Annotated in this window: 15 protein-coding genes, 2 tRNA genes and 3 rRNA genes; 13 read left to right on the top strand and 7 right to left on the bottom strand. The window is 57.6% G+C overall.

Going from position 1 to position 23746, the window contains the following annotated elements; all coding sequences use genetic code 11:
* Positions 1-99 precede the first annotated feature (99 nt).
* From aptA to AB4O35_RS09395, 10 genes are all read left to right on the top strand, one after another.
* Entirely contained in the window at positions 100-1449 is a 1350-nt protein-coding gene (gene aptA, locus AB4O35_RS09350) for an omega-aminotransferase AptA (protein WP_065945513.1), read from the top strand.
* Positions 1450-1488: 39 nt separating this feature from the next.
* Positions 1489-2982, top strand: a complete 1494-nt coding sequence (locus AB4O35_RS09355; RefSeq protein ID WP_065879960.1) for a CoA-acylating methylmalonate-semialdehyde dehydrogenase — start codon at positions 1489-1491, stop codon at positions 2980-2982.
* A 630-nt stretch (positions 2983-3612) separates the two neighbouring features.
* Positions 3613-5149 (top strand): 16S ribosomal RNA (locus AB4O35_RS09360).
* A gap of 82 nt (positions 5150-5231) precedes the next feature.
* Positions 5232-5308 (top strand) — tRNA-Ile (locus AB4O35_RS09365).
* Between the two features lie 30 nt (positions 5309-5338).
* Positions 5339-5414 (top strand) — tRNA-Ala (locus AB4O35_RS09370).
* A 249-nt stretch (positions 5415-5663) separates the two neighbouring features.
* Positions 5664-8555, top strand: a 23S ribosomal RNA gene (locus tag AB4O35_RS09375).
* A gap of 156 nt (positions 8556-8711) precedes the next feature.
* Positions 8712-8827 (top strand): 5S ribosomal RNA (gene rrf / locus AB4O35_RS09380).
* Together the 16S, 23S and 5S rRNA genes with 2 tRNA genes alongside form the textbook arrangement of a ribosomal RNA operon.
* A gap of 228 nt (positions 8828-9055) precedes the next feature.
* Positions 9056-9715, top strand: a complete 660-nt coding sequence (locus AB4O35_RS09385) for a paraquat-inducible protein A (RefSeq protein WP_065875237.1) — start codon at positions 9056-9058, stop codon at positions 9713-9715.
* Positions 9702-10325, top strand: a complete 624-nt coding sequence (locus AB4O35_RS09390) for a paraquat-inducible protein A (protein WP_049710163.1) — start codon at positions 9702-9704, stop codon at positions 10323-10325. The genes AB4O35_RS09385 and AB4O35_RS09390 overlap by 14 nt, the downstream gene beginning before the upstream one ends.
* Positions 10318-12621 carry a PqiB family protein gene (locus AB4O35_RS09395; protein ID WP_065875236.1) on the top strand — a complete coding sequence of 768 codons (2304 nt, stop codon included), beginning with the start codon at positions 10318-10320 and terminating at the stop codon, positions 12619-12621. Before AB4O35_RS09390 ends, AB4O35_RS09395 begins: the two co-directional genes overlap by 8 nt.
* A 187-nt stretch (positions 12622-12808) precedes the next feature.
* On the opposite strand, the gene mksF is transcribed toward AB4O35_RS09395, so the two are convergent.
* The 3 genes from mksF to mksB are packed head-to-tail and all read right to left on the bottom strand — an operon-like array spanning position 12809 to position 17620.
* On the bottom strand, positions 12809-15649 hold the full coding sequence (mksF, locus tag AB4O35_RS09400; RefSeq protein WP_065875235.1) for an Mks condensin complex protein MksF: 2841 nt from the start codon (positions 15647-15649) through the stop codon (positions 12809-12811).
* Positions 15646-16353, bottom strand: a complete 708-nt coding sequence (mksE, locus tag AB4O35_RS09405) for an Mks condensin complex protein MksE (RefSeq protein ID WP_016974932.1) — start codon at positions 16351-16353, stop codon at positions 15646-15648. Before mksE ends, mksF begins: the two co-directional genes overlap by 4 nt.
* Positions 16343-17620 (bottom strand): Mks condensin complex protein MksB, encoded by a 1278-nt coding sequence (gene mksB, locus AB4O35_RS09410; RefSeq protein WP_049710159.1) that lies wholly within the window; start codon positions 17618-17620, stop codon positions 16343-16345. Before mksB ends, mksE begins: the two co-directional genes overlap by 11 nt.
* Positions 17621-17807: 187 nt before the next feature.
* On the opposite strand from mksB, the gene AB4O35_RS09415 reads away from it, so the two are divergent.
* Both AB4O35_RS09415 and rimI read left to right on the top strand, forming a co-directional pair.
* A complete protein-coding gene (locus tag AB4O35_RS09415; RefSeq protein WP_065875234.1) occupies positions 17808-18551 on the top strand; it encodes an energy transducer TonB in 744 nt (247 codons plus the stop codon).
* Positions 18544-18996 (top strand): ribosomal protein S18-alanine N-acetyltransferase, encoded by a 453-nt coding sequence (gene rimI, locus AB4O35_RS09420; RefSeq protein WP_003188286.1) that lies wholly within the window; start codon positions 18544-18546, stop codon positions 18994-18996. The genes AB4O35_RS09415 and rimI overlap by 8 nt, the downstream gene beginning before the upstream one ends.
* A 57-nt stretch (positions 18997-19053) precedes the next feature.
* Here rimI and AB4O35_RS09425 read toward each other — a convergent pair whose 3' ends face one another.
* Positions 19054-19458 carry a serine kinase/phosphatase gene (locus AB4O35_RS09425; RefSeq protein ID WP_065879681.1) on the bottom strand — a complete coding sequence of 135 codons (405 nt, stop codon included), beginning with the start codon at positions 19456-19458 and terminating at the stop codon, positions 19054-19056.
* Positions 19459-19597: 139 nt separating this feature from the next.
* On the opposite strand from AB4O35_RS09425, the gene can reads away from it, so the two are divergent.
* Entirely contained in the window at positions 19598-20242 is a 645-nt protein-coding gene (gene can, locus AB4O35_RS09430; RefSeq protein WP_065879680.1) for a carbonate dehydratase, read from the top strand.
* Here can and AB4O35_RS09435 read toward each other — a convergent pair.
* From AB4O35_RS09435 to acpA, 3 genes are all read right to left on the bottom strand, one after another.
* Positions 20184-20624: a hypothetical protein gene (locus AB4O35_RS09435; protein ID WP_065875231.1), complete on the bottom strand. Its 441-nt coding sequence runs from the start codon at positions 20622-20624 to the stop codon at positions 20184-20186. The two genes, can and AB4O35_RS09435, sit on opposite strands and share 59 nt — an antisense overlap.
* A gap of 147 nt (positions 20625-20771) precedes the next feature.
* Complete coding sequence (locus AB4O35_RS09440; RefSeq protein ID WP_065875230.1) at positions 20772-21941, bottom strand: hypothetical protein; 1170 nt, start codon at positions 21939-21941, stop codon at positions 20772-20774.
* 100 nt (positions 21942-22041) lie between these two features.
* Positions 22042-23742: an acid phosphatase gene (gene acpA / locus AB4O35_RS09445; RefSeq protein ID WP_065946199.1), complete on the bottom strand. Its 1701-nt coding sequence runs from the start codon at positions 23740-23742 to the stop codon at positions 22042-22044.
* Positions 23743-23746 lie beyond the last annotated feature (4 nt).

Raw genomic sequence — 23746 nt, forward strand, 5'->3', positions numbered from 1 at the left:
TAGAAGAGTTGGATTTCACCGACTTTATCGCCATGGCAATTTAGCTGCAACCACGCGTTTCAATCCCGACGCTGCCTTCTGCCTTGCGAGGTTTTGCTGATGAACATGCCCGAAAACGCCCCATCGTCCCTGGCCAGCCAACTGAAGCTGGACGCACACTGGATGCCTTACACCGCCAACCGTAACTTCCAGCGTGACCCGCGGCTGATCGTGGCCGCCGAAGGCAGCTGGTTGACGGATGACAAAGGCCGCAAGGTGTATGACTCGCTGTCGGGCCTGTGGACCTGTGGCGCCGGGCACACGCGTAAGGAAATCCAGGAAGCGGTGTCCAAACAACTGGGGACTTTGGACTACTCGCCGGGCTTCCAATACGGTCACCCGTTGTCCTTCCAACTGGCGGAAAAGATTACGGCCCTGACCCCTGGCAACCTTAACCATGTGTTCTTCACCGACTCCGGCTCCGAGTGCGCCGACACGGCGGTGAAGATGGTGCGTGCGTACTGGCGCCTGAAAGGTCAGGCCACCAAGACCAAGATGATCGGTCGCGCCCGTGGTTATCACGGTGTGAACATCGCCGGCACCAGCCTGGGCGGCGTCAACGGCAACCGTAAAATGTTTGGTCAGGCGATGATGGATGTTGATCATCTGCCGCACACCCTGCTGGCGAGCAATGCATTCTCCCGTGGGATGCCGGAGCAGGGCGGTATCGCGCTGGCTGATGAATTGCTCAAGCTGATCGAGTTGCACGATGCATCGAATATCGCGGCTGTATTTGTCGAGCCAATGGCCGGCTCTGCGGGCGTGCTGGTGCCGCCACAGGGTTACCTCAAGCGTCTGCGTGATATCTGTGACCAGCACAATATCCTGTTGGTGTTCGACGAAGTGATCACCGGGTTTGGCCGTACCGGTTCGATGTTCGGGGCCGACAGCTTCGGCGTGACCCCAGACCTGATGTGCATCGCCAAGCAAGTCACCAACGGCGCGATCCCGATGGGCGCGGTGATTGCCAGCAGCGAGATCTATCAGACCTTCATGAACCAGGCGACGCCGGAGTATGCGGTGGAATTCCCCCACGGCTACACCTACTCGGCGCATCCGGTGGCGTGCGCAGCTGGCCTGGCGGCATTGGACCTGCTGCAGAAGGAAAACCTGGTGCAGAGCGTAGCCGAAGTCGCACCGCACTTTGAGAATGCGCTGCACGGTTTGAAGGGCAGCAAGAACGTAATCGATATTCGCAACTATGGCTTGGCCGGTGCGATCCAGATTGCCCCGCGTGACGGTGATGCCATCGTGCGTCCATTCGAGGCCGGCATGGCCTTGTGGAAGGCCGGTTTCTACGTGCGTTTTGGCGGTGACACCCTGCAGTTCGGACCAACCTTCAACAGCAAGCCGCAGGACCTGGATCGCTTGTTCGATGCGGTCGGCGAAGTGCTGAACAAGATCGACTGATTTCTCCTTCTATATAGAACAATTTTTCAGGAGCCCTGCATGAGCCTTATCCAGCATTTGATCAACGGTGAGATGGTCAACGACAGTGGCCGCAGTGCCGACGTGTATAACCCGTCGACCGGCCAGGTGATCCACCAGGTGCCGTTGGCCAGCCGTGAAACCATTCAACAAGCGATCGACTCGGCCAAGGCTGCGTTCCCGGCGTGGCGTAATACCCCGCCAGCCAAGCGCGCCCAGGTGATGTTTCGTTTCAAGCAGTTGCTGGAGCAGAACGAAGCACGCATCTCGCAGTTAATCAGCGAAGAGCATGGCAAGACGCTGGAAGACGCGGCCGGTGAGTTGAAGCGCGGGATCGAAAACGTGGAGTACGCGTGCTCGGCGCCGGAGATTCTGAAGGGCGAATACAGTCGTAACGTAGGACCGAACATCGATGCCTGGTCGGACTTCCAGCCGCTGGGCGTGGTTGCCGGTATTACGCCGTTCAACTTCCCGGCGATGGTGCCGTTGTGGATGTACCCGTTGGCGATAGTCTGCGGTAACTGTTTCATCCTGAAACCATCGGAGCGTGATCCGAGCTCGACGCTGTTGATCGCGCAATTGCTGCAAGAGGCCGGTTTGCCTAAAGGCGTGCTGAGTGTGGTGCACGGTGACAAGGGTGCGGTGGATGCACTGATCGAAGCACCGGAAGTGAAAGCACTGAGTTTCGTGGGCTCGACGCCGATTGCCGAATACATTTATTCCGAAGCGACCAAACGTGGCAAACGCGTGCAGGCACTGGGTGGGGCGAAGAACCACGCGGTACTGATGCCGGACGCGGACCTGGATAACGCGGTGAGTGCCTTGATGGGCGCGGCGTATGGTTCCTGTGGTGAGCGTTGCATGGCGATTTCGGTGGCTGTGTGCGTGGGCGACCAAGTGGCGGATGCGTTGATTGCCAAGCTGGTGCCGCAGGTCAAGGCGCTGAAAATTGGCGCGGGCACTTCTTGCGGGCTGGATATGGGGCCGTTGGTGACTGGCCAGGCGCGTGACAAAGTCAGTGGCTATATAGAAGACGGAGTGGCGGCGGGGGCTGAGCTGGTTGTCGATGGTCGCGGCTTGAGTGTTGCCGGGCACGAAGAGGGCTTCTTCCTGGGGGGGAGTTTGTTTGATCGTGTGACGCCTGAGATGCGTATCTATAAAGAAGAGATCTTCGGACCGGTGTTGTGCGTGGTGCGGGTGGATAGCCTGGAAACGGCGATGCAACTGATCAACGATCATGAATACGGTAACGGTACCTGTATCTTCACGCGTGACGGTGAAGCGGCACGGCTGTTCTGCGATGAGATCGAAGTGGGCATGGTCGGCGTTAACGTTCCCCTGCCAGTGCCGGTGGCTTATCACAGCTTTGGTGGCTGGAAGCGATCGCTGTTCGGCGACTTGCATGCGTACGGTCCGGATGGGGTGCGCTTCTACACACGTCGCAAGGCGATTACACAGCGCTGGCCGCAACGGGCGAGCCATGAAGCGTCGCAGTTTGCCTTTCCTAGTCTTTAAGGCTCGGTAGGAAGAAAGCCGGCCCCTTGGGGCCGGCTTTTGCGTTTCTGGGGGCTTTTTGACCTATATGACAGAAATGTGAAAAAAAGGGGTTGACGGCAGATCCTGGAAGTCTATAATTCGCCCCACTTCCGGCGCAGTCGAAACGGAAAACTCCTTGGTAAACAAAGAGTTATGCGAGATTCGACAGCGAGTTGCTTCAGTTGATCGAAGCCCAGAAGGAGTTGGTAGAGCAGCGTTGTTTGGCTCTATTAACGTTTCGATCCTCTCGGTCGAAAGCGGAGAAAAAGAGGTGTTGACAGCAGCGTGTAACGCTGTAGAATTCGCCTCCCGCTAACGAGAGATCGGAAGCGCAAGTGGTTGAAGTTGTTGAAGAATTCTTCGAAAACTTCTGAAAATAATCACTTGACAGCAAATGAGGCTGCTGTAGAATGCGCGCCTCGGTTGAGACGAAAGATCTTAACCAACCGCTCTTTAACAACTGAATCAAGCAATTCGTGTGGGTGCTTGTGGAGTCAGACTGATAGTCAACAAGATTATCAGCATCACAAGTTACTCCGCGAGAAATCAAAGATGTAACCAACGATTGCTGAGCCAAGTTTAGGGTTTCTTAAAAACCCAAAGATGTTTGAACTGAAGAGTTTGATCATGGCTCAGATTGAACGCTGGCGGCAGGCCTAACACATGCAAGTCGAGCGGTAGAGAGAAGCTTGCTTCTCTTGAGAGCGGCGGACGGGTGAGTAATGCCTAGGAATCTGCCTGGTAGTGGGGGATAACGTTCGGAAACGGACGCTAATACCGCATACGTCCTACGGGAGAAAGCAGGGGACCTTCGGGCCTTGCGCTATCAGATGAGCCTAGGTCGGATTAGCTAGTTGGTGAGGTAATGGCTCACCAAGGCGACGATCCGTAACTGGTCTGAGAGGATGATCAGTCACACTGGAACTGAGACACGGTCCAGACTCCTACGGGAGGCAGCAGTGGGGAATATTGGACAATGGGCGAAAGCCTGATCCAGCCATGCCGCGTGTGTGAAGAAGGTCTTCGGATTGTAAAGCACTTTAAGTTGGGAGGAAGGGCAGTTACCTAATACGTGATTGTTTTGACGTTACCGACAGAATAAGCACCGGCTAACTCTGTGCCAGCAGCCGCGGTAATACAGAGGGTGCAAGCGTTAATCGGAATTACTGGGCGTAAAGCGCGCGTAGGTGGTTTGTTAAGTTGGATGTGAAATCCCCGGGCTCAACCTGGGAACTGCATTCAAAACTGACTGACTAGAGTATGGTAGAGGGTGGTGGAATTTCCTGTGTAGCGGTGAAATGCGTAGATATAGGAAGGAACACCAGTGGCGAAGGCGACCACCTGGACTAATACTGACACTGAGGTGCGAAAGCGTGGGGAGCAAACAGGATTAGATACCCTGGTAGTCCACGCCGTAAACGATGTCAACTAGCCGTTGGAAGCCTTGAGCTTTTAGTGGCGCAGCTAACGCATTAAGTTGACCGCCTGGGGAGTACGGCCGCAAGGTTAAAACTCAAATGAATTGACGGGGGCCCGCACAAGCGGTGGAGCATGTGGTTTAATTCGAAGCAACGCGAAGAACCTTACCAGGCCTTGACATCCAATGAACTTTCTAGAGATAGATTGGTGCCTTCGGGAACATTGAGACAGGTGCTGCATGGCTGTCGTCAGCTCGTGTCGTGAGATGTTGGGTTAAGTCCCGTAACGAGCGCAACCCTTGTCCTTAGTTACCAGCACATAATGGTGGGCACTCTAAGGAGACTGCCGGTGACAAACCGGAGGAAGGTGGGGATGACGTCAAGTCATCATGGCCCTTACGGCCTGGGCTACACACGTGCTACAATGGTCGGTACAGAGGGTTGCCAAGCCGCGAGGTGGAGCTAATCCCAGAAAACCGATCGTAGTCCGGATCGCAGTCTGCAACTCGACTGCGTGAAGTCGGAATCGCTAGTAATCGCGAATCAGAATGTCGCGGTGAATACGTTCCCGGGCCTTGTACACACCGCCCGTCACACCATGGGAGTGGGTTGCACCAGAAGTAGCTAGTCTAACCTTCGGGAGGACGGTTACCACGGTGTGATTCATGACTGGGGTGAAGTCGTAACAAGGTAGCCGTAGGGGAACCTGCGGCTGGATCACCTCCTTAATCGACGACATCAGCTGCTCCATAAGTTCCCACACGAATTGCTTGATTCATTGAAGAAGACGATAAGAAGCAGCCCGAAATTGGGTCTGTAGCTCAGTTGGTTAGAGCGCACCCCTGATAAGGGTGAGGTCGGCAGTTCGAATCTGCCCAGACCCACCAATTTTGTGTGGGAAACGCCTGTAGAAATACGGGGCCATAGCTCAGCTGGGAGAGCGCCTGCCTTGCACGCAGGAGGTCAACGGTTCGATCCCGTTTGGCTCCACCACTACTGCTTCTACGTTATGAAAGCTTAGAAATGAGCATTCCATCGTTATGATGGTGAATGTTGATTTCTAGTCTTTGATTAGATCGTTCTTTAAAAATTTGGGTATGTGATAGAAAGATAGACTGAACGTTACTTTCACTGGTAACGGATCAGGCTAAGGTAAAATTTGTGAGTTACTCAGTTTTGAGTATTATCGAATTTTCGGCGAATGTTGTCTTCACAGTATAACCAGATTGCTTGGGGTTATATGGTCAAGTGAAGAAGCGCATACGGTGGATGCCTTGGCAGTCAGAGGCGATGAAAGACGTGGTAGCCTGCGAAAAGCTTCGGGGAGTCGGCAAACAGACTTTGATCCGGAGATGTCTGAATGGGGGAACCCAGCCATCATAAGATGGTTACCTTACACTGAATACATAGGTGTATGGAGCGAACCAGGGGAACTGAAACATCTAAGTACCCTGAGGAAAAGAAATCAACCGAGATTCCCTTAGTAGTGGCGAGCGAACGGGGACTAGCCCTTAAGTGGCTTTGAGATTAGCGGAACGCTCTGGAAAGTGCGGCCATAGTGGGTGATAGCCCTGTACGCGAAAATCTCTTAGTCATGAAATCGAGTAGGACGGAGCACGAGAAACTTTGTCTGAATATGGGGGGACCATCCTCCAAGGCTAAATACTACTGACTGACCGATAGTGAACTAGTACCGTGAGGGAAAGGCGAAAAGAACCCCGGAGAGGGGAGTGAAATAGATCCTGAAACCGTATGCGTACAAGCAGTGGGAGCCCACTTTGTTGGGTGACTGCGTACCTTTTGTATAATGGGTCAGCGACTTATTTTCAGTGGCGAGCTTAACCGAATAGGGGAGGCGTAGCGAAAGCGAGTCTTAATAGGGCGTCTAGTCGCTGGGAATAGACCCGAAACCGGGCGATCTATCCATGGGCAGGTTGAAGGTTGGGTAACACTAACTGGAGGACCGAACCGACTACCGTTGAAAAGTTAGCGGATGACCTGTGGATCGGAGTGAAAGGCTAATCAAGCTCGGAGATAGCTGGTTCTCCTCGAAAGCTATTTAGGTAGCGCCTCATGTATCACTGTAGGGGGTAGAGCACTGTTTCGGCTAGGGGGTCATCCCGACTTACCAAACCGATGCAAACTCCGAATACCTACAAGTGCCGAGCATGGGAGACACACGGCGGGTGCTAACGTCCGTCGTGAAAAGGGAAACAACCCAGACCGTCAGCTAAGGTCCCAAAGTTATGGTTAAGTGGGAAACGATGTGGGAAGGCTTAGACAGCTAGGAGGTTGGCTTAGAAGCAGCCACCCTTTAAAGAAAGCGTAATAGCTCACTAGTCGAGTCGGCCTGCGCGGAAGATGTAACGGGGCTCAAACCATACACCGAAGCTACGGGTATCACGTAAGTGATGCGGTAGAGGAGCGTTCTGTAAGCCTGTGAAGGTGAGTTGAGAAGCTTGCTGGAGGTATCAGAAGTGCGAATGCTGACATGAGTAACGACAATGGGTGTGAAAAACACCCACGCCGAAAGACCAAGGTTTCCTGCGCAACGTTAATCGACGCAGGGTTAGTCGGTCCCTAAGGCGAGGCTGAAAAGCGTAGTCGATGGAAAACAGGTTAATATTCCTGTACTTCTGGTTATTGCGATGGAGGGACGGAGAAGGCTAGGCCAGCTTGGCGTTGGTTGTCCAAGTTTAAGGTGGTAGGCTGAGATCTTAGGTAAATCCGGGATCTTAAGGCCGAGAGCTGATGACGAGTTAACTTTTAGTTAACGAAGTGGTTGATGCCATGCTTCCAAGAAAAGCTTCTAAGCTTCAGGTAACCAGGAACCGTACCCCAAACCGACACAGGTGGTTGGGTAGAGAATACCAAGGCGCTTGAGAGAACTCGGGTGAAGGAACTAGGCAAAATGGCACCGTAACTTCGGGAGAAGGTGCGCCGGTGAGGGTGAAGGACTTGCTCCGTAAGCTCATGCCGGTCGAAGATACCAGGCCGCTGCGACTGTTTATTAAAAACACAGCACTCTGCAAACACGAAAGTGGACGTATAGGGTGTGACGCCTGCCCGGTGCCGGAAGGTTAATTGATGGGGTTAGCTAACGCGAAGCTCTTGATCGAAGCCCCGGTAAACGGCGGCCGTAACTATAACGGTCCTAAGGTAGCGAAATTCCTTGTCGGGTAAGTTCCGACCTGCACGAATGGCGTAACGATGGCGGCGCTGTCTCCACCCGAGACTCAGTGAAATTGAAATCGCTGTGAAGATGCAGTGTATCCGCGGCTAGACGGAAAGACCCCGTGAACCTTTACTATAGCTTTGCACTGGACTTTGAATTTGCTTGTGTAGGATAGGTGGGAGGCTTTGAAGCGTGGACGCCAGTCTGCGTGGAGCCAACCTTGAAATACCACCCTGGCAACTTTGAGGTTCTAACTCAGGTCCGTTATCCGGATCGAGGACAGTGTATGGTGGGTAGTTTGACTGGGGCGGTCTCCTCCTAAAGAGTAACGGAGGAGTACGAAGGTGCGCTCAGACCGGTCGGAAATCGGTCGTAGAGTATAAAGGCAAAAGCGCGCTTGACTGCGAGACAGACACGTCGAGCAGGTACGAAAGTAGGTCTTAGTGATCCGGTGGTTCTGTATGGAAGGGCCATCGCTCAACGGATAAAAGGTACTCCGGGGATAACAGGCTGATACCGCCCAAGAGTTCATATCGACGGCGGTGTTTGGCACCTCGATGTCGGCTCATCACATCCTGGGGCTGAAGCCGGTCCCAAGGGTATGGCTGTTCGCCATTTAAAGTGGTACGCGAGCTGGGTTTAGAACGTCGTGAGACAGTTCGGTCCCTATCTGCCGTGGACGTTTGAGATTTGAGAGGGGCTGCTCCTAGTACGAGAGGACCGGAGTGGACGAACCTCTGGTGTTCCGGTTGTCACGCCAGTGGCATTGCCGGGTAGCTATGTTCGGAATAGATAACCGCTGAAAGCATCTAAGCGGGAAACTAGCCTCAAGATGAGATCTCACTGGGACCTTGAGTCCCCTGAAGGGCCGTCGAAGACTACGACGTTGATAGGTTGGGTGTGTAAGCGCTGTGAGGCGTTGAGCTAACCAATACTAATTGCCCGTGAGGCTTGACCATATAACACCCAAGCAATTTGACTACTCTAACGAGCATCAGATTGCGGTGTGTGAAGACGATAGAACCGAAAGTTCGATCTCACGAAAACACCGAAAGCTGTCACATACCCAATTTGCTGAAGCGAGGCCATCTGGCCACGACTCAGTACCCGAATTTCTTGACGACCATAGAGCATTGGAACCACCTGATCCCATCCCGAACTCAGTAGTGAAACGATGCATCGCCGATGGTAGTGTGGGGTTTCCCCATGTGAGAGTAGGTCATCGTCAAGATTAAATTCCAGAACCCCTGTTTGCTAACGCGAACAGGGGTTTTGTTTTGGGCGGTCGAAAAGCACATGGGGTGTTCGCGTAGGGCCAGAAAGACAATGCGCCGGCTGTAAACAGCAGTCGTCTGCGTAGCCAAGCGCACCCGAACTCGTCAAACAAATATGCACAGTTATTTCTGAACCAGACCACTAGAATAGGCACCTAACCTTTTTTAGAGTCCGAGCCCTACTTATGCCCGAGCCGGTTGATGCCCTTGAGGTATCGGATTTACCACTGGACGACCTGGCGGCATGCCATGAGTGCGACTTGCTGATGCGCAAGCCGGTGCTGGCCGTCGGTGAAAAAGCCCAATGCCCACGGTGCGGTTATGAGCTTTATGCTCATCGCCACAACGTCGTTGAGCGAAGCCTCGCCCTGGTGCTGGCCGCGCTGCTGCTGTATATCCCTGCGAACTTTTTGCCGATCATGCAGCTCAATCTACTCGGGCAGTCCTCGGAAGACACCGTATGGAGTGGCGTTGTCGGTCTGTTCAATACCGGTATGCAGGGGGTCGCCGCCGTTGTGTTTCTTTGCAGCATGGCCATTCCGCTGCTCAAATTACTCTGCCAATTGGCTGTGTTGCTCAGCATCCGCTGGAATATCGGCCGCAGTTATGGGCTGCTGTTGTACCGCATCTACCATCACATGAAAGATTGGGGAATGTTGGAGGTCTACTTGATGGGCGTGCTGGTGGCGATTGTAAAACTCGCCGACATGGCCTCCATCACGGTCGGCCTTGGTTTGGTCTGCTTTATCAGCCTATTAATGGTTCAGGTGCTGCTTGAGGTGGTGATGTCGCCCCACCAGATCTGGCAAGCGTTGTCAGGAGAGGATGATCATGCGGGCGATTGATGCGGGCATTCTGATTTGTACTGAATGCCACGAACTGAATAAACAAGACGCTGACTCCGACGAGCAACTCTGTACCCGTTGCGGTGCGCTGATTCATGCCCGACGCCCGAACAGCCTCACACGCACCTGGGCGTTGCTGATCACGGCGGCAATCCTGTATATCCCCGCCAATCTGCTGCCCATCATGACCGTCAACTCGTTAGGGCAGGGCGAGCCCAGTACTATCATGGCAGGCGTGATCCAACTGATGCAGCACGGCATGTACCCCATCGCAGCAGTCGTGTTCATCGCCAGTATTCTGGTCCCCACATTCAAGTTGGTGGGCATTGGGCTGCTACTGTTCTCAGTGCAGCGCCACCAGCCGCTGTCTGCCCAACAACGCATTGTGATGTACCGCTTTATCGAGTTCATTGGCCGCTGGTCCATGCTGGATATCTTCGTGATCGCCATTCTGGTGGCGGTCGTAAACTTTGGGCGACTTGCCAGTGTCGAGGCCAATCTCGGTGCTGCGGCGTTCGCCAGTGTGGTGATCTTGACGATGTTCGCCGCAGTAACCTTTGATCCCCGACTGATTTGGGATAACACGGAGTCGGACGACGACAATGAGTGATTTGCCTAAAGCTAAAACCCGCCCGGCCTCCAATTGGTCGGCTATCTGGGTGTTGCCTCTGATTGCCCTGATCATCGGCGGCTGGTTGGGATGGCGTGCCTACTCCCAGCAAGGTCTCGAAATTCAGGTGCGCTTTGAAAGCGGGGAAGGGATCCAGGCCAATAAGACAGAAGTGGTCTACAAAGGCATGCCCGTGGGCAAGGTCAAAACCCTGGCCCTTGACGACGAAGGCAACAATCGCGGGGTGATTGCCACCATCGAGATGAACAAGGACGTCGAGCAATACCTCAGGACCAACACCCGTTTCTGGCTGGTCAAGCCAAGCGTTACTTTGGCGGGTATCACTGGCCTCGAAACCCTGGTCTCGGGTAACTACATTGCTGCCAGCCCTGGCGACGGTGAGCCCACACGCAAATTCAAGGCACTCTCCGAAGAGCCGCCCTTGTCTGACGCCAAGCCCGGCCTGCACCTGACCATCAAGGCCGATCGCCTCGGTTCACTGGACCGTGGCAGCCCCGTGTTCTACAAGCAGATCCAGGTCGGCCAGGTTAAAAGCTACCTGCTCTCCGAGGACCAGAGCACCGTCGAGATCAAGGTCTACATCGAGCCGACCTACGCCAACCTGGTGCGCAAACACACGCGTTTCTGGAACGCCAGCGGCATCAGCATTGACGCCAATCTCTCCGGCGTGAAGGTGCGCAGCGAATCCCTCTCGAGCATTGTCGCTGGCGGTATCGCCTTCGCCACGCCAGAGAACCGCAAGGACAGTCCGCCGACCGATCCGAGCCTGCCGTTCCGCTTGTATGAGGATTTCGACGCCGCCGCAGCCGGTATCAAGGTCAAGGTCAAACTCTCTGACTTTGAGGGCCTGCAGGCCGGCCGCACGCCGGTGATGTACAAAGGCATCCAGGTCGGCAGTCTGAAGACCTTGAAGATCAACCCGGACCTGTCTAGCGCTAATGCCGAGCTGACACTCGACCCCCTGGCGGAAGACTACCTGGTCCAGGACACCCAGTTCTGGGTGGTCAAACCTTCCATTTCCCTTGCCGGTATCACCGGGCTTGAGGCATTGGTCAAAGGTAACTACATCGCCATTCGGCCCGGTGACAAAGGCACCCCGCCGCAGCGTGAATATGAGGCTCGCGCCAAGGCGCCGCCGTTGGACCTGCGCTCCCCCGGCCTGCACATGGTGCTGCTCACCGACACCCTGGGCTCGCTGGATGTCGGCAGCCCGATCCTTTACAAACAGGTCAAGGTCGGTTCGGTTCAGAGCTATCAGTTTTCGCGCAAGAAAAAACAGCTCGTGATCGGCGTTCATATCGAGAAGGAATACGAAAACCTGGTTAACGGTTCGACGCGCTTCTGGAATGCCAGCGGTGTGACCCTCACAGGCGGCCTTACAGGTGGCATCCAGGTAAAAAGTGAATCCTTGGCCAGCTTGATGGCCGGCGGTATCGCTTTCGAAACGCCGGAGCCGAACGTGCCGTTGAAAAAGCGCATCCCGCGTTTCCGCTTGTTCGCCGACCGCGAGGCCGCCAACCAGCACGGCACATTGGTGACCATCAAAGTTGACCGCGCCGACGGCATGCGGCCTGGCACACCGGTGCGTTTCAAGGGCCTGGATGTGGGCAAGATTGAAAGCGTCGACCTCAGCGCCGACATGCAGTCGGTGTTGCTCAGCGCGCGTATCACTCAGGTAGCGGACCGCATCGCACGGGTTGGCAGTCAGTTCTGGGTGGTCAAGCCCGAGTTGGGCCTGATGAAAACCTCTAACCTGGAAACTCTGGTCACCGGCCAATACATCGAAGTGCAACCGGCAGCCAGAAATGGCGGGCCACAAAAAAACTTCGTCGCCCTGGAACAGCCGCCTGAGGCTGCTCATAAGGAAGAGGGCCTGAGCCTGACACTCAGCGCCGCCCGCCGTGGTTCGCTGAAGGAAGGCGTTCCGGTCACCTATCGCGAAGTCACCGTGGGCAAAGTCACCGGCTATGAGCTGGGCCAGACCGCTGACCGTGTCCTCATCCATATCCTGATTGAGCCCAAGTACGCCGCCCTCGTGCGCAGCGGCAGTCGTTTCTGGAACACCAGCGGCTTCGGCTTCGACTTCGGGCTGTTCAAAGGTGCCTCCGTACGTACTGAATCCCTGGAGACCTTGGTCGCTGGCGGTATCGCCTTTGCCACGCCAGACGGCGAACGCATGGGCAACGCGGCGCGGCCACAGCAAACCTTCCCGCTGTTCGACAAGTTTGAGGATGAGTGGCTGACCTGGGCGCCTAAGATTCAACTCGGCAAGTAAACCGAGGTGCGTCCATCGCGGGCAAGCCCGGCTCCCACAGGGGATATGCATCGTCAGTAAGAATGCATACCAAATGTGGGAGCCGGGCTTGTCCGCGATGAGGCCCTTCCATTCGACACAAAAAAACCAGCCATAAAAAAGGCCGCGATCCATAAGATCGCGGCCTTGTGCGTTTCAGCTATTCAAGTCAGACCTCATCCAACTCCGGCTCATCCGCCTGCACGTTCACCGTCGCCTTCACTACATCGTGACGACGGATGTACTTCCAATCCGCCTCATCGATATAGATCCCGTTCGGCCCGCTACCGCCTTCCAGGTCAATCGCCACCTGGGCGGATACCTGCGGCTTCACACTGGCCAAAATAGGCACGAAGCCCAGCTGCAAGCTCGTCTCCAGCAATGCGGCCTGGTTCTTCTCATCGATGTCCGCTGCCTCGTCGAGGTAGTACGGCAAACGCACACGCCCGGCCTGGTCGCGATCCATCAAGTGCAGCAACAAGTACATGTTGGTCAGCGCCTTGATGGTCATGGTGGTGCCGTTGGACGCCGCACCATCGATATCGGTATGAATCACCGGCTGACCGTTTACCTTGGTGATCTCGAACGCCAGTTCGAACAAATCCTTTAGGCCCAACTGGTTATGGTTGGCAGCTACCAGGCGCGCCAGGTACTCCTTGGCTTCTTCGTTCTTGTTGTCCTGCTCGGCGCTATGGCTTAGGTCGAACACCGACAGCGTCTCGCCTTCTTCATACTGACCGGCACTGTGGATGATCTGGTCGATATGCTTGAGCGCTTCCTTGTTCGGCGCCAGCACGATACGGAAGCTTTGCAGGTTGGACACCTGGCGCTTGTTGATCTCGCGGTTGAACAACGCCAACTGGTGCTCAAGGCTGTCGTAGTCGCTACGGATATTGCGCAGGGTCCGGGCGATATCGGTGACGGCTGCACGGCGCGCCTTGCCCAGGGTCAGGGCTTCATCGGTACGGTGTGCATAAGCGTTGATCAGCAGTTGCAGGCGACGCTCAACGTCGTCCTCGCTGTCGAACTTGGCCACGCCCTTGAGGCGCACCTGCGCATACAGCGCTTCGATCTGGCCATCGGCGCGCAACAAACCTTGCCAGCTGTCCTGATAGTCATTGAGCAGCGGCAGCAGGTTGTCCATGGAATCGTCGACCGGGTCCATGAACGGCGTGCCGAACGGCAAGTCCGCCGGCAGCAACTGACGACGGCGCAAGGCGTCATCCAGCGTGCGCTGCTTGGCTTCCATGTCGCCGATCTGACGGCCGACCAATTGCAGCTTGGCCGACAACTGCTGGACGCGCTCGGTAAACGCATCACTGGAACGCTTCAACTCATCCTGCGCCGCTTCCATCTGCGCGAGGTTTTCGAGTTTCTCGCCTTCTTCTGCGCTCAGGGTTTGTGCGCGACGGAAGTCTTCCAAGGCCTTCTGCGCGTCGAGTACCTGCTGGTACAGCGCTTCGGTCTGGGTCTTACTGGCGGCGCGGTCAGACGCCACAGCCTGCTGGGTTTTCAGCTGCTTGAGTTCTTTTTCCAGGCGCTCTTTCTGGTCGCGCAACGCCGCGCGATCCGCCAAAGCCTGCAATGCCGGTGGTTCAATGTGAGAGATGTCGATGGACAGCCCTGGCACTTCAAAACGCTCGCCCTTGAAACCATCGAGGATCTGCTCCAGGGATTTGACCCACAGGCCTTCCTCGTCCAGCGTGATGCCATGCGCGCCCAACGGAAGGCTGAACAACGAACTGTTGAACAGGCGCATCAGACGCTCGACATCCGGCTGTGAGAATTCTTCGCGCAGCTTGGCGTAGCTGTTGTTGTCCGCGTGATCCAGCTGCTGCTTTACCGACTTCAAGCGTTTTTCCAGGTCCCGTAGACGCTCGTCCAGGTCCTCGGCACTGAACTGTCGGGATTGCGCCAAGGCACCCGCCAACTCATCGTGAGCATCCTTGGCCGCCAGCAGTTGCTGCTCCAGCACCTTGACGTCATCGACCAGCGCAAAGCGATGCTTGAGCACCGACAGCTCGCCCAGCCAACGCTGAATACCGCTGATCTCACGTTCCAGTCGCATCAACTCCTGGGTGCCACCGCGTTGGTCGTTCTGCAGGGCATCCTGCTCGTTACGGTAATGCTCGGCCTGGATCGTCAGCTCTTCCTTGCGTGCACTGGCGTAGTCGGACCAAGTGCCCAGCAACGAATCCAGCAATGGCGACAGGCGATGCAATTTGCCGCGCAAAATATCGCGTTGTTTCACGCCATTCGCCAGGGCTTCCACCAACGGCCCGGCAGCAACCAACGCGTTGTAGTCCTGCTCCATGCGTCGTACGTCGCGGAAGGCTTCTTCGCACGCCGCGATGTAATCAACACTGCCGGAACGCAGGCTGTGTTCGAAGGCATCCAGGAACAATTGCTTGAGCTTGGCCGCGGTGATTTCGCGCATGTGCAGCAGGTTGATAAACAGCGCGCGGAACGTCTTGAGGCTCTGTTCGCTGGTAGAGCGCAGCGGAATCAACGTCAGGTCCAGCGGGATCGATGTATGGCCACCCACCAGCAAACGGCGCAGCTCATCCGGCTTCAGCTCGTAGGCTTTGAGGCCCTCGCGCTCAAGGTTGGTGAACAGCTCTTTCTGACGCAGGCAGGTGTCATTCTTCTGATAGTGGGCCAGGTCCAGCTTGCCGGCATAGGCAAAGAACTGGTGCCCGAAACCGCCACCCGGGCCGCGCCCGACCACGCCGATTACATGCGGGCCGTGGGGCAGGGAGACTTCCACGAGGATGTAGCTGGTGTCGGTAGCGAAGTAGAAGCGCCGCGATTGTTCCAGGGTGTACTTGCCGAAACTCATGTCCGACATGCGCGCCAGGATCGGGAACTGCAAGGCGTTGATCGACGCGGATTTACCCAGGTTGTTTGCGCCGTAAACCGACAGCGGTTCTTCCAGCGGGAACAAACCCAGGCTGTAACCGGCGGTGTTCAATAGGGCGAAGCGGCGGATGCCGTAGCGTTCCTTACTCATGCGTCGGTCTCCTGTTCTTCGGCAATGGCGCGGGCCAGGGCGTCTTCTTCGCTTTCATCCGCGAAGTCGCTCAAGTCGAGAGGGTCATCGGTTTTCAGCAATTTCTCATCGCTGTCTTCGTCGATGATCACCGGCGCCGGCAGTGGCAACACGCTGTGCACGCTGGCAGCGAGGTCGCGGTCCTGCTGCACCGACAGGCACACATCGAGGAAACGGTGCATCGGCGGCAGGAAGCGGTAAATGCCGTTGTCTTCGCTGGCAAAACCCAGCTGGGTCATGCGGCGCATGATTTTTTCTTCGAGCTCTTCCTGGGTCTGCACTTCGGCCTGGATAAACAGGTCGCGGTACTTCTCCAGCAACGACGGCAGTTCATCGCGGCCCAGGCTGCCGCCATCCAGCACTGCAATCGGGTCACGACCCTGGTCGGCCAAGTGCTCGACGATGATGAACGTGAACAACGCCAGGCGCTGCGCGGTCTTGTTTACCTGCGCGGCAGCCACGGCGGTGTCCGGCACGAAGTAGTAGAAGCCCCGCGTATCGCACACCAGCTCAAAGCCCAGGGCCTTGAACAGCGTGCGGTACTGGTCCTGGAAGTTCGACAGTTGCGCGTACAGCTCCGGATCGCGGCGGCTGACGTGGTAACCCTTGAACAGCTCGCGAAAGATCGGCGCCAGTTGGGACAGTTCGGATAGATCAAGATGCATAAGGTGTGCTCGCGGAATTCTCGGCCGCGTCAGGCGTGGCCGGGAGCAGGGCGAATGAGCGCAGGCTGACCTGGTGCTCGTGTGTGTGGTAATCGCGGCGTTCCAGGCGCTCGCGCTTGAAGCGTTTTTCACGCGAGAGGCGCGAGAACCAGTACAGCAACTCGTCGGTCGCGCCGTCCGGTTCCTGCTCCAGCAGCCAAGTCATCAAGTCCGGCATCGGCAGCGCGTCTTCGCAGCGCTCGAGCATTTCCTTGACCGTACGCGGTGCGCGCTGGGCTTCGCCCTTGTGGGATTTGTGCGCCTTGGGGAACCGCGCCGGTTTCGGCTCGAAATTCGCCAGGGCATACACATAAGCTTCCACCTGGCTGGCACTGCCGAGGAAGGTGCTTTGCGGCCGGGTAAACATCGGCATCGCTGCTTGCGGTACCGCGTCCAGGCCTTTGCGGCGGATCGCCGACAGCGCCAGCGCCGCGCCACGGGTCACGGCGTTGTGCCGGCGCGCTTCTTCGCGCAGAGGCAACAGCAGTTCCCGCGCATGACGCAAAGTCAGTTGGGCGCTAGTCTGCATTTCGAGGATGCGCGCGTGGGTGCGCAGCAGCATGTCGTCGTCCACCAGGTGGCCGAGGCGCTGTTGCTCAGTGAGCATGCGCAGCAGCACATTCTCCACCTTGCGCACGCCTTGCTCGAAGGCGCCGTCGGCGTTCACCAGTTGGATCATCGGTTCGACGTATTCGTCCCAGGTCGCCAGGACTTCGGCGTAGCGCTGGCGCAACGGGATCTGGCGGTCGCTGGTCTTGGCGCGGTCGGCCACGGCGGCGAGGGCCTGTTCGTCGTTGGCGAGTTTTTTCAACACGTCGCGCACGCGCATGTCGAGCAGGCGCAGCTGGCGGGCCAGGTCGTGGCCATCACGAATGTCGAAGGCGTCCTGGATATACCCGGCCAGGCGTTCGAGGTGGCGCAGGTAGGCTTCGATTTCCAGGCACAGGCCAAGCCGGTGCTCCTTGCGAAGATAAGCCAGGAAGTCGTGGATCTGCGCGTTGAGCTCGAAACGGTTCGGGCTCTTGGCGACAGGCACCAGGATATCCAGGCGAATCCACACGTCCAGCAGGCTGGTGATGTCCTGGGGCGTGCTGTCCAGTTGTTGGGCGGCCAGTTGCGCACGCAGTTCGCTAAGGCTCAGGGTGCCTTGGTCGAAGTGTTCGCACAGTGGCTCAAGTAAGGCCCAGTGTTCGGCGAGGGCGCGCAGGACGCGCTTGGGTTCGATCATGGGAATGGCCGGCTGGTTGGCGATTAAAAGTCGCGATTGTACTGCATCGGACGCGGGATTTATCCACAGCCGGTCAGTGTGCAGTGGGCGATTGTTACCGAACAGCGGTAGAATCGCCGCTCTTTAGTTATCCACAAGTGGCCGAGCTGTGCTTATCGAGTCCCGACGTCGCGCTTACTTGACCGCCATGCAGGTGGTCAACTGGCTGCCCCGCACCGAACTGCCGTTTGCCGCACCGTCGCGGCCTGAGCTGTTGCAGGCGCTTGAGCCCTATGAGGCGTTCGAGTCTTCGGGCGAGGAGGCGGCCGCGCCGGTTGCGGTGGTCAAGCCTGTGCCCGAGGCGCGCCCCGTGGTCGAGCGGGCGAAGATCGAAGTGCCGCGCCCATCGCCGGTAGTCAAAGCCGTGGTCGTCGAAGAGGCCGCGCCGGTGGCCAAGGCTCCGGTGGTGCCGCCACCGCGCTTCGCCCTGCAATTGCTGCGGGCCGGGCGTTGCCTGCTGCTGGTCGAGTTACCGACCGGCGAGCGTTTCCAGACCCGCGACCCGGCCTACATGCTGCTCAAGGACATGCTGCGCGCCGCCGGCCTGCCCGATAGCCCACAGATTGTCGGCGACCCGGTGCGCTGGCCGTTGCTGGTGCGCGGCACCATGGACCAGGGCCCGGAAGCGGCGCGGGATTTTGTGCAAGGCTTTGTGTCGGCGCGCCTGGAAGACGAACCCTGTGTATGCCTGTGGCTGATCGGCCTGCCCGCCGTGCGGTTTGCCGGCGAAGCCAACGCCGAGGCCTGGTACCGCGAACTGCAAGTCGAAGGCCTGGGTTCGGTGTGGGCCCTGCCGGGCCTGGAATTATTAATGGAAGAGCCACAGCGTAAGGCTGATGTCTGGCAAGCCATGCGCCGGCTGATGGCGCGCTGGAAAACAACCGATGAGTGAGGCTTTATCCTTCCGCCCGATGACCGAGGCCGACCTCGACGCCGTGCTGAAAATTGAATACGCGGCTTTCAGCCACCCCTGGACCCGCGGGATTTTTCTCGACGGGCTGGGCAAGTATCAGATCTGGTTGATGTTTGAAGGTGAGCAGCAGGTGGGGCACGGTGTGGTGCAGATCATCCTTGATGAAGCGCATTTGCTGAATATCACCGTCAAGCCGGAGAACCAGGGCCGTGGCCTGGGTTTGGCGCTGTTGGAGCACTTGATGTCCCGTGCCTATGCCGCCAATGCGCGTGAGTGCTTCCTGGAAGTGCGGGATAGCAATACCGGCGCATTTCGCTTGTATGAGCGCTACGGCTTCAACGAGATCGGACGGCGTCGGGATTACTACCCTGCTGTGGGGGGGCGCGAGGATGCGGTCGTCATGGCCTGCACCTTGGTGGATTAACCAAAAATCCAAATGTGGGAGCGGGCTTGCTCGCTCCCACATTTGAACCGCGTTTTTTCAGCGGTTACCGTCTACAGGATCAATATCAGCCAGTTCGGCCTCATCCAACCCATTCCCGCCGCCAATCTCATCCTCGTCCACGATGCTCAAGTCGAAATCCGCCGGATTATCGTCACCTTCCTCTCGAGCATCCCGCGCACCATCCTCGCGGATCAATGTTTCCGGGCTCATGTCGTCATCCGTTGACTCATGATCGTCGGTGGACGCTCCGGTCATCCCTGCTTCACGTACCCGTTCGTCAGGTATCAGGTGCTCGCGCTCGCGAGGCGGGATTTCATCGCCAATCTCAGCCGTTTGATCGGGCTCGTCAAAATCCAGCTCGCGCATAGAACCCATGCGATCTTCGTTATCATCAATCGGTTCGGGCTGTGTAGCGCCGTAGGGACGTCGTGATTCAGTCATGGCCAATCCTCATACTGTGGGGCTTATAGTGTGTGGACAGGCCGTGCGCCCCAAAGATTCAAGCTAATTTGCGCTAGGCGTGACCCGCAAGCGAGGTTGTCAGTCACAAAACTGCGCAACATTCCTGAGGCTTTCCCTGATGAACGAACTACAAGACCTGCTTGATAACAATGAACGCTGGGCGGACGCGATCAAACAGGAAGATCCCGAATTCTTCGCCAAGCTCGCCCGTCAGCAAACCCCGGAATACCTGTGGATCGGCTGCTCCGATGCACGCGTACCGGCCAACGAGATCGTCGGCATGCTGCCCGGTGATCTGTTTGTGCACCGCAACGTGGCCAATGTGGTGCTGCACACCGACCTCAATTGCCTGTCGGTGATCCAGTACGCCGTGGACGTGCTCAAGGTCAAACACATCCTCGTCACCGGCCACTATGGCTGCGGCGGCGTGCGCGCTTCGATGCAGGACCGGCAGTTCGGCCTGATCGACGGCTGGCTGCGCACCATTCGCGACCTCTACTACGAAAACCGTGAGGTGTTGGCCGAGTTGCCGACCGAAGAAGAACGTGTGGACCGTATGTGCGAGCTGAATGTGATCCAGCAAGTGGCCAACGTTGGTCACACCAGCATTGTGCAAAACGCTTGGCACCGTGGGCAGAGTCTGTCGATCCATGGTTGCATCTACGGCATCAAGGATGGTCGCTGGAAGAGTTTGAACACGACCATCAGTGGCTTTGAGCAACTGCCGCCGCAATATCGTCTGCGTCCGTTGGGTGAAGTCTAGTCTCGGCATGATCGATGGTCAGCAGCTCACCGGCACGGATTTCACGCAAGGACCAGACCTCCAGGTAGTGCTTGTCGACACATACGTTCGGATCGCTGGAGGGTGAAAACAGCCCGCTGAACCAGCAGTCGTACAGGTGGACGCGCGGCGACAATTGCACGGTACAGGGGCGTTGCTCGCCCACCGCGTAGCCGGAGATCTTGGCGATGCACACGCGGCTATTGAAGTCGACAAGCGCCTTGATCCCTGCGCTCAGGCCATTAGCCACCTGCACCACCTCGAACTGCGCGGTAGAGGGGTAGCCCTTCTCAAGGTGTGACTTGAAGGGGTAAAGGCATTCGCTCTCGACGGTTTTAGCCTTATCCATGGTCAGAGTTTTCATCACTCTCCTCGGGTAGGCTGCATCGACCTGCAGGTGGTGTCTGACTACCAGTCTTGCAGCGGATGGACGCGGTTCAAGACTCGCTGAACAGGGCGCCGATTTCTACTGTCATTGTTGACAGTAGAAATCGGTTGGTTTTTGTGCAGCTTATAGCGCCGGGGTTGCAATAGCGGGGGATGGGGCGGCGTTCTTCAGCTGCTTCAACTGTGCCTTGATGGCGGGCGTGGCGCATTTTGCGTTTGCCTGCTCCGAGGGCAGGTTGCGCACCGAGCTGTAGAACAACTCACACGTCTGCTCCTTGCGCGTGACCTGCCAGGTGTTCATGCACGCTTTAAGCATCACATTCGGGTCACTCGCCGGTTTCTGCCCCATTCCGGCCTGCCAGCAGGCGGCGCTCAAGTCCTGGCCCATCACCTTCAAGCCGGCCTCGTCGGCTTTCTGTTCGTTGCCCTCGTAGGTGTCCGGGCTTGCGGCATACCAGATGTAACTCGGATGGTTGGCGCCCAGCACCGGCACGGTCTGGCCGGCCCCCGGGCTGATCTGCGCCAGGCCCAATACACCCACGGTCTGCCCGTATTGCTGCTTGATCCAGCTGCGCACGGGCGCGCCAAACGCCACCATCGGCAATGCCCCTTTGGCGGGCAGGCTCAGTTCCTGGACCATGCGCATCTGGTAATCAGTGAAGTAGCTGTAGACGGCTTCCAGGTCCTTGCCGGCGTTGGAAGGCGCGGCGATGGGCGCGATGTCGATGATGGTCTGGTAAGCCGGTGTTTCAGTGGCCGGGATGCCATTGTCGACGAGCAGGGCTGCCCAACGGTCAGTGGTGGCCGATTCCAGGTAATCCTGGGCCTGAGTCAGCGAGTAATCCGGCGGGAAGTGCAGCAGCTCGATGCTTTTGCGATTTTCCAGGGCCATGCCCAGCGGCAGGAACAGGTACCAGTTGTAGGCCCACTTGCCGTCACTGTTGAGTTTGCTGGCGCCTTGATAGGCCAGGTCGGCGGTATTGAGCAGGGTGGTCAGGGGTTGGCCATAACTGTCAGGGACGCCACTGAACGTCGCTGCTACCTGCCCGTCATGGGTCTTGACGCTGACTTTAGCGCGGCTGTACCCATCCCGTTGCAGGCTCTGGCTCAGATAATGCTCGGCGGTCTGCTCCAGCGTCCATGGCCGAAAACAGATCACATTGCAGTTATTGGGGTAGGCGAACAGTTGGGTCACACGCTGCGTGCTCCCCAGCGGTACCTCGATGTCGGCCTGTACGACCGCACTCGCCATCAGTGCGGCCAGGGTGAAGGACAGCCTGGTCGGTTTAAACATGGTTGTTTCCTTGTCAGCGAAAGCCCACCTCCACACAGTAGCGTCTGACCAGGAAAACCGCGTGCTAAATCAACCGGTGTGTCGTTATTGGATACGAAACCTACAGGCTGAATTGCAAAGCGTTACTCAAGTCGCCCATCGGCTTTTGGCCGCGGGCGATCATCGCGTCATCACGTTGCTTCAGGCCGTCCAAGGTCTCCAGCTGGAACACTCGGGTGATCAACCGCAGGATCGATGCCGTGTCGTACACCGTATGGTCCACCGTGCCTTTGCGCGCGAACGGTGACACCACGAGCGCCGGCACCCGCGTGCCAGGGCCCCAGCGGTCGCCCTTGGGCGGAGCCACGTGGTCCCACCAGCCGCCGTTTTCGTCGACGGTCACCACCACCACCATATTTTTCCACTGCGGGCTGTCTTGCAGGACTTTCAAGGCGCGGACGATGTGGCGGTCGCCCGAGGCCACGTCGGCATAGCCCGCATGCATGTTCAGGTTGCCCTGAGGCTTGTAGAAGGTCACGGCGGGTAGCTTGCCGGCTTGGGCGTCGGCGAAGAACCTGTTGGTGCTCGACTCATCACCCAAACCACCGTCGCGCAGGCGTTTGTCACGTTCGGCGCGGTTCTCGGGGCCTTGTTTTTTGAAGTAGTTGAACGGTTGGTGGTGATACTGGAAGTTCGGAATCTTCGGAATCCCGCCCGAATCCTTGAACTGGTCCAACGTCGCTTGCCACGCGCCGGCGTACCACGCCCAGTCGACGTTCTTTTTCGACAGCTTGTCGCCGATGTGTTCGTGGGTTTGCGGCACTAGCACGTTGGGCAGGTCGGGCTTGGCGTAATCCGGATTTTCCGGGTCCCGAATCCAGGTCGGCCAGTAGGGCGGGGCCAGGGTGTTCACGCCGTAGCCATCCGGGGTGAGGGCGCTGGGGCCGAACTGCGGGGGGCCAGTCATGGCGCTGGCCGGGGACTTGTCCAGCGGCTTGAGGCGCGGGTCGGTGGGGTCTTCACTTTGCAGCGTGGCGATCTGCGCCTTGGCTACCGATTGAGCCGCATTCGGGTAAAACGGCGCGGTGGCGCTGACCAGGTACTGGTGGTTGAGGAACGAGCCACCGAAAGCCCCCTGGAAAAAGTTATCGCAGAGCACAAACGCCTTGGCCACGTCCCACAGGCGTAGCGAATAACGGGTCTGGGCGTAGTGGCCCATCACCAAGCCGCCGGAGTCCGCCCAGGCGACGAAGTTATCGTTCTTGCCGCCGTTGATCTGCATCTGGTTTTGATAAAACACATGCCACAAGTCGCGGGTGACCAGGCTCAAGGGCAAGTCTTCAGCGTTGGGGCCCTTGAGGGCAAATGGCGCGTTAGGCAGGTTTTCCTGGAATTGCACTTCGCTGGGGTAGGTCACCCCATCTACAGTCTGCGGGCCCACTTGCAATACGCCACCCCAAACCGGGGGCAGCGTGCTCAGTACGCTGCCGTCGCGGTCGCGTTGCTGGGTGTCGGCGGCAGAAAGTGCCGACAGCGGTTTCTCCACCCCGGGGAAATCGGCAAACAAATTGTTGAAGCTGCGATTCTCTGCGTAGATGACCACCACGGTTTTCACCTGATCACGCAGCGCTTTGTCGAGCTCCTGCGGCGTGAGCGGCCGCGTCACAGGTTTGCCTGGCGCTTCGCTGGTGTTGCCGCAGGCACTCAAGGTGGCGCCAACCCCCAACACCGCCGCACCCCCCAGGAAGCGCCGGCGGCTGGTGTCTACCGGCGGCTGGGCTACGGAATCGGCGGAAGGGTGGTCTTCGTGATCGTCACTCATAGCG

This window comes from Pseudomonas sp. H1_A03 (assembly GCF_054685145.1).

What these genes read in the sequence shown, in the direction of transcription:
- aptA (WP_065945513.1), top strand. Translation starts at nt 100, where the DNA reads ATGAACATGCCCGAAAACGCCCCATCGTCCCTGGCCAGCCAACTGAAG.
- AB4O35_RS09355 (WP_065879960.1), top strand. Translation starts at nt 1,489, where the DNA reads ATGAGCCTTATCCAGCATTTGATCAACGGTGAGATGGTCAACGACAGT.
- AB4O35_RS09385 (WP_065875237.1), top strand. Translation starts at nt 9,056, where the DNA reads ATGCCCGAGCCGGTTGATGCCCTTGAGGTATCGGATTTACCACTGGAC.
- AB4O35_RS09390 (WP_049710163.1), top strand. Translation starts at nt 9,702, where the DNA reads ATGCGGGCGATTGATGCGGGCATTCTGATTTGTACTGAATGCCACGAA.
- AB4O35_RS09395 (WP_065875236.1), top strand. Translation starts at nt 10,318, where the DNA reads ATGAGTGATTTGCCTAAAGCTAAAACCCGCCCGGCCTCCAATTGGTCG.
- mksF (WP_065875235.1), bottom strand. Translation starts at nt 15,649, where the DNA reads ATGAGTAAGGAACGCTACGGCATCCGCCGCTTCGCCCTATTGAACACC.
- mksE (WP_016974932.1), bottom strand. Translation starts at nt 16,353, where the DNA reads ATGCATCTTGATCTATCCGAACTGTCCCAACTGGCGCCGATCTTTCGC.
- mksB (WP_049710159.1), bottom strand. Translation starts at nt 17,620, where the DNA reads ATGATCGAACCCAAGCGCGTCCTGCGCGCCCTCGCCGAACACTGGGCC.
- AB4O35_RS09415 (WP_065875234.1), top strand. Translation starts at nt 17,808, where the DNA reads ATGCAGGTGGTCAACTGGCTGCCCCGCACCGAACTGCCGTTTGCCGCA.
- rimI (WP_003188286.1), top strand. Translation starts at nt 18,544, where the DNA reads ATGAGTGAGGCTTTATCCTTCCGCCCGATGACCGAGGCCGACCTCGAC.
- AB4O35_RS09425 (WP_065879681.1), bottom strand. Translation starts at nt 19,458, where the DNA reads ATGACTGAATCACGACGTCCCTACGGCGCTACACAGCCCGAACCGATT.
- can (WP_065879680.1), top strand. Translation starts at nt 19,598, where the DNA reads ATGAACGAACTACAAGACCTGCTTGATAACAATGAACGCTGGGCGGAC.
- AB4O35_RS09435 (WP_065875231.1), bottom strand. Translation starts at nt 20,624, where the DNA reads ATGAAAACTCTGACCATGGATAAGGCTAAAACCGTCGAGAGCGAATGC.
- AB4O35_RS09440 (WP_065875230.1), bottom strand. Translation starts at nt 21,941, where the DNA reads ATGTTTAAACCGACCAGGCTGTCCTTCACCCTGGCCGCACTGATGGCG.
- acpA (WP_065946199.1), bottom strand. Translation starts at nt 23,742, where the DNA reads ATGAGTGACGATCACGAAGACCACCCTTCCGCCGATTCCGTAGCCCAG.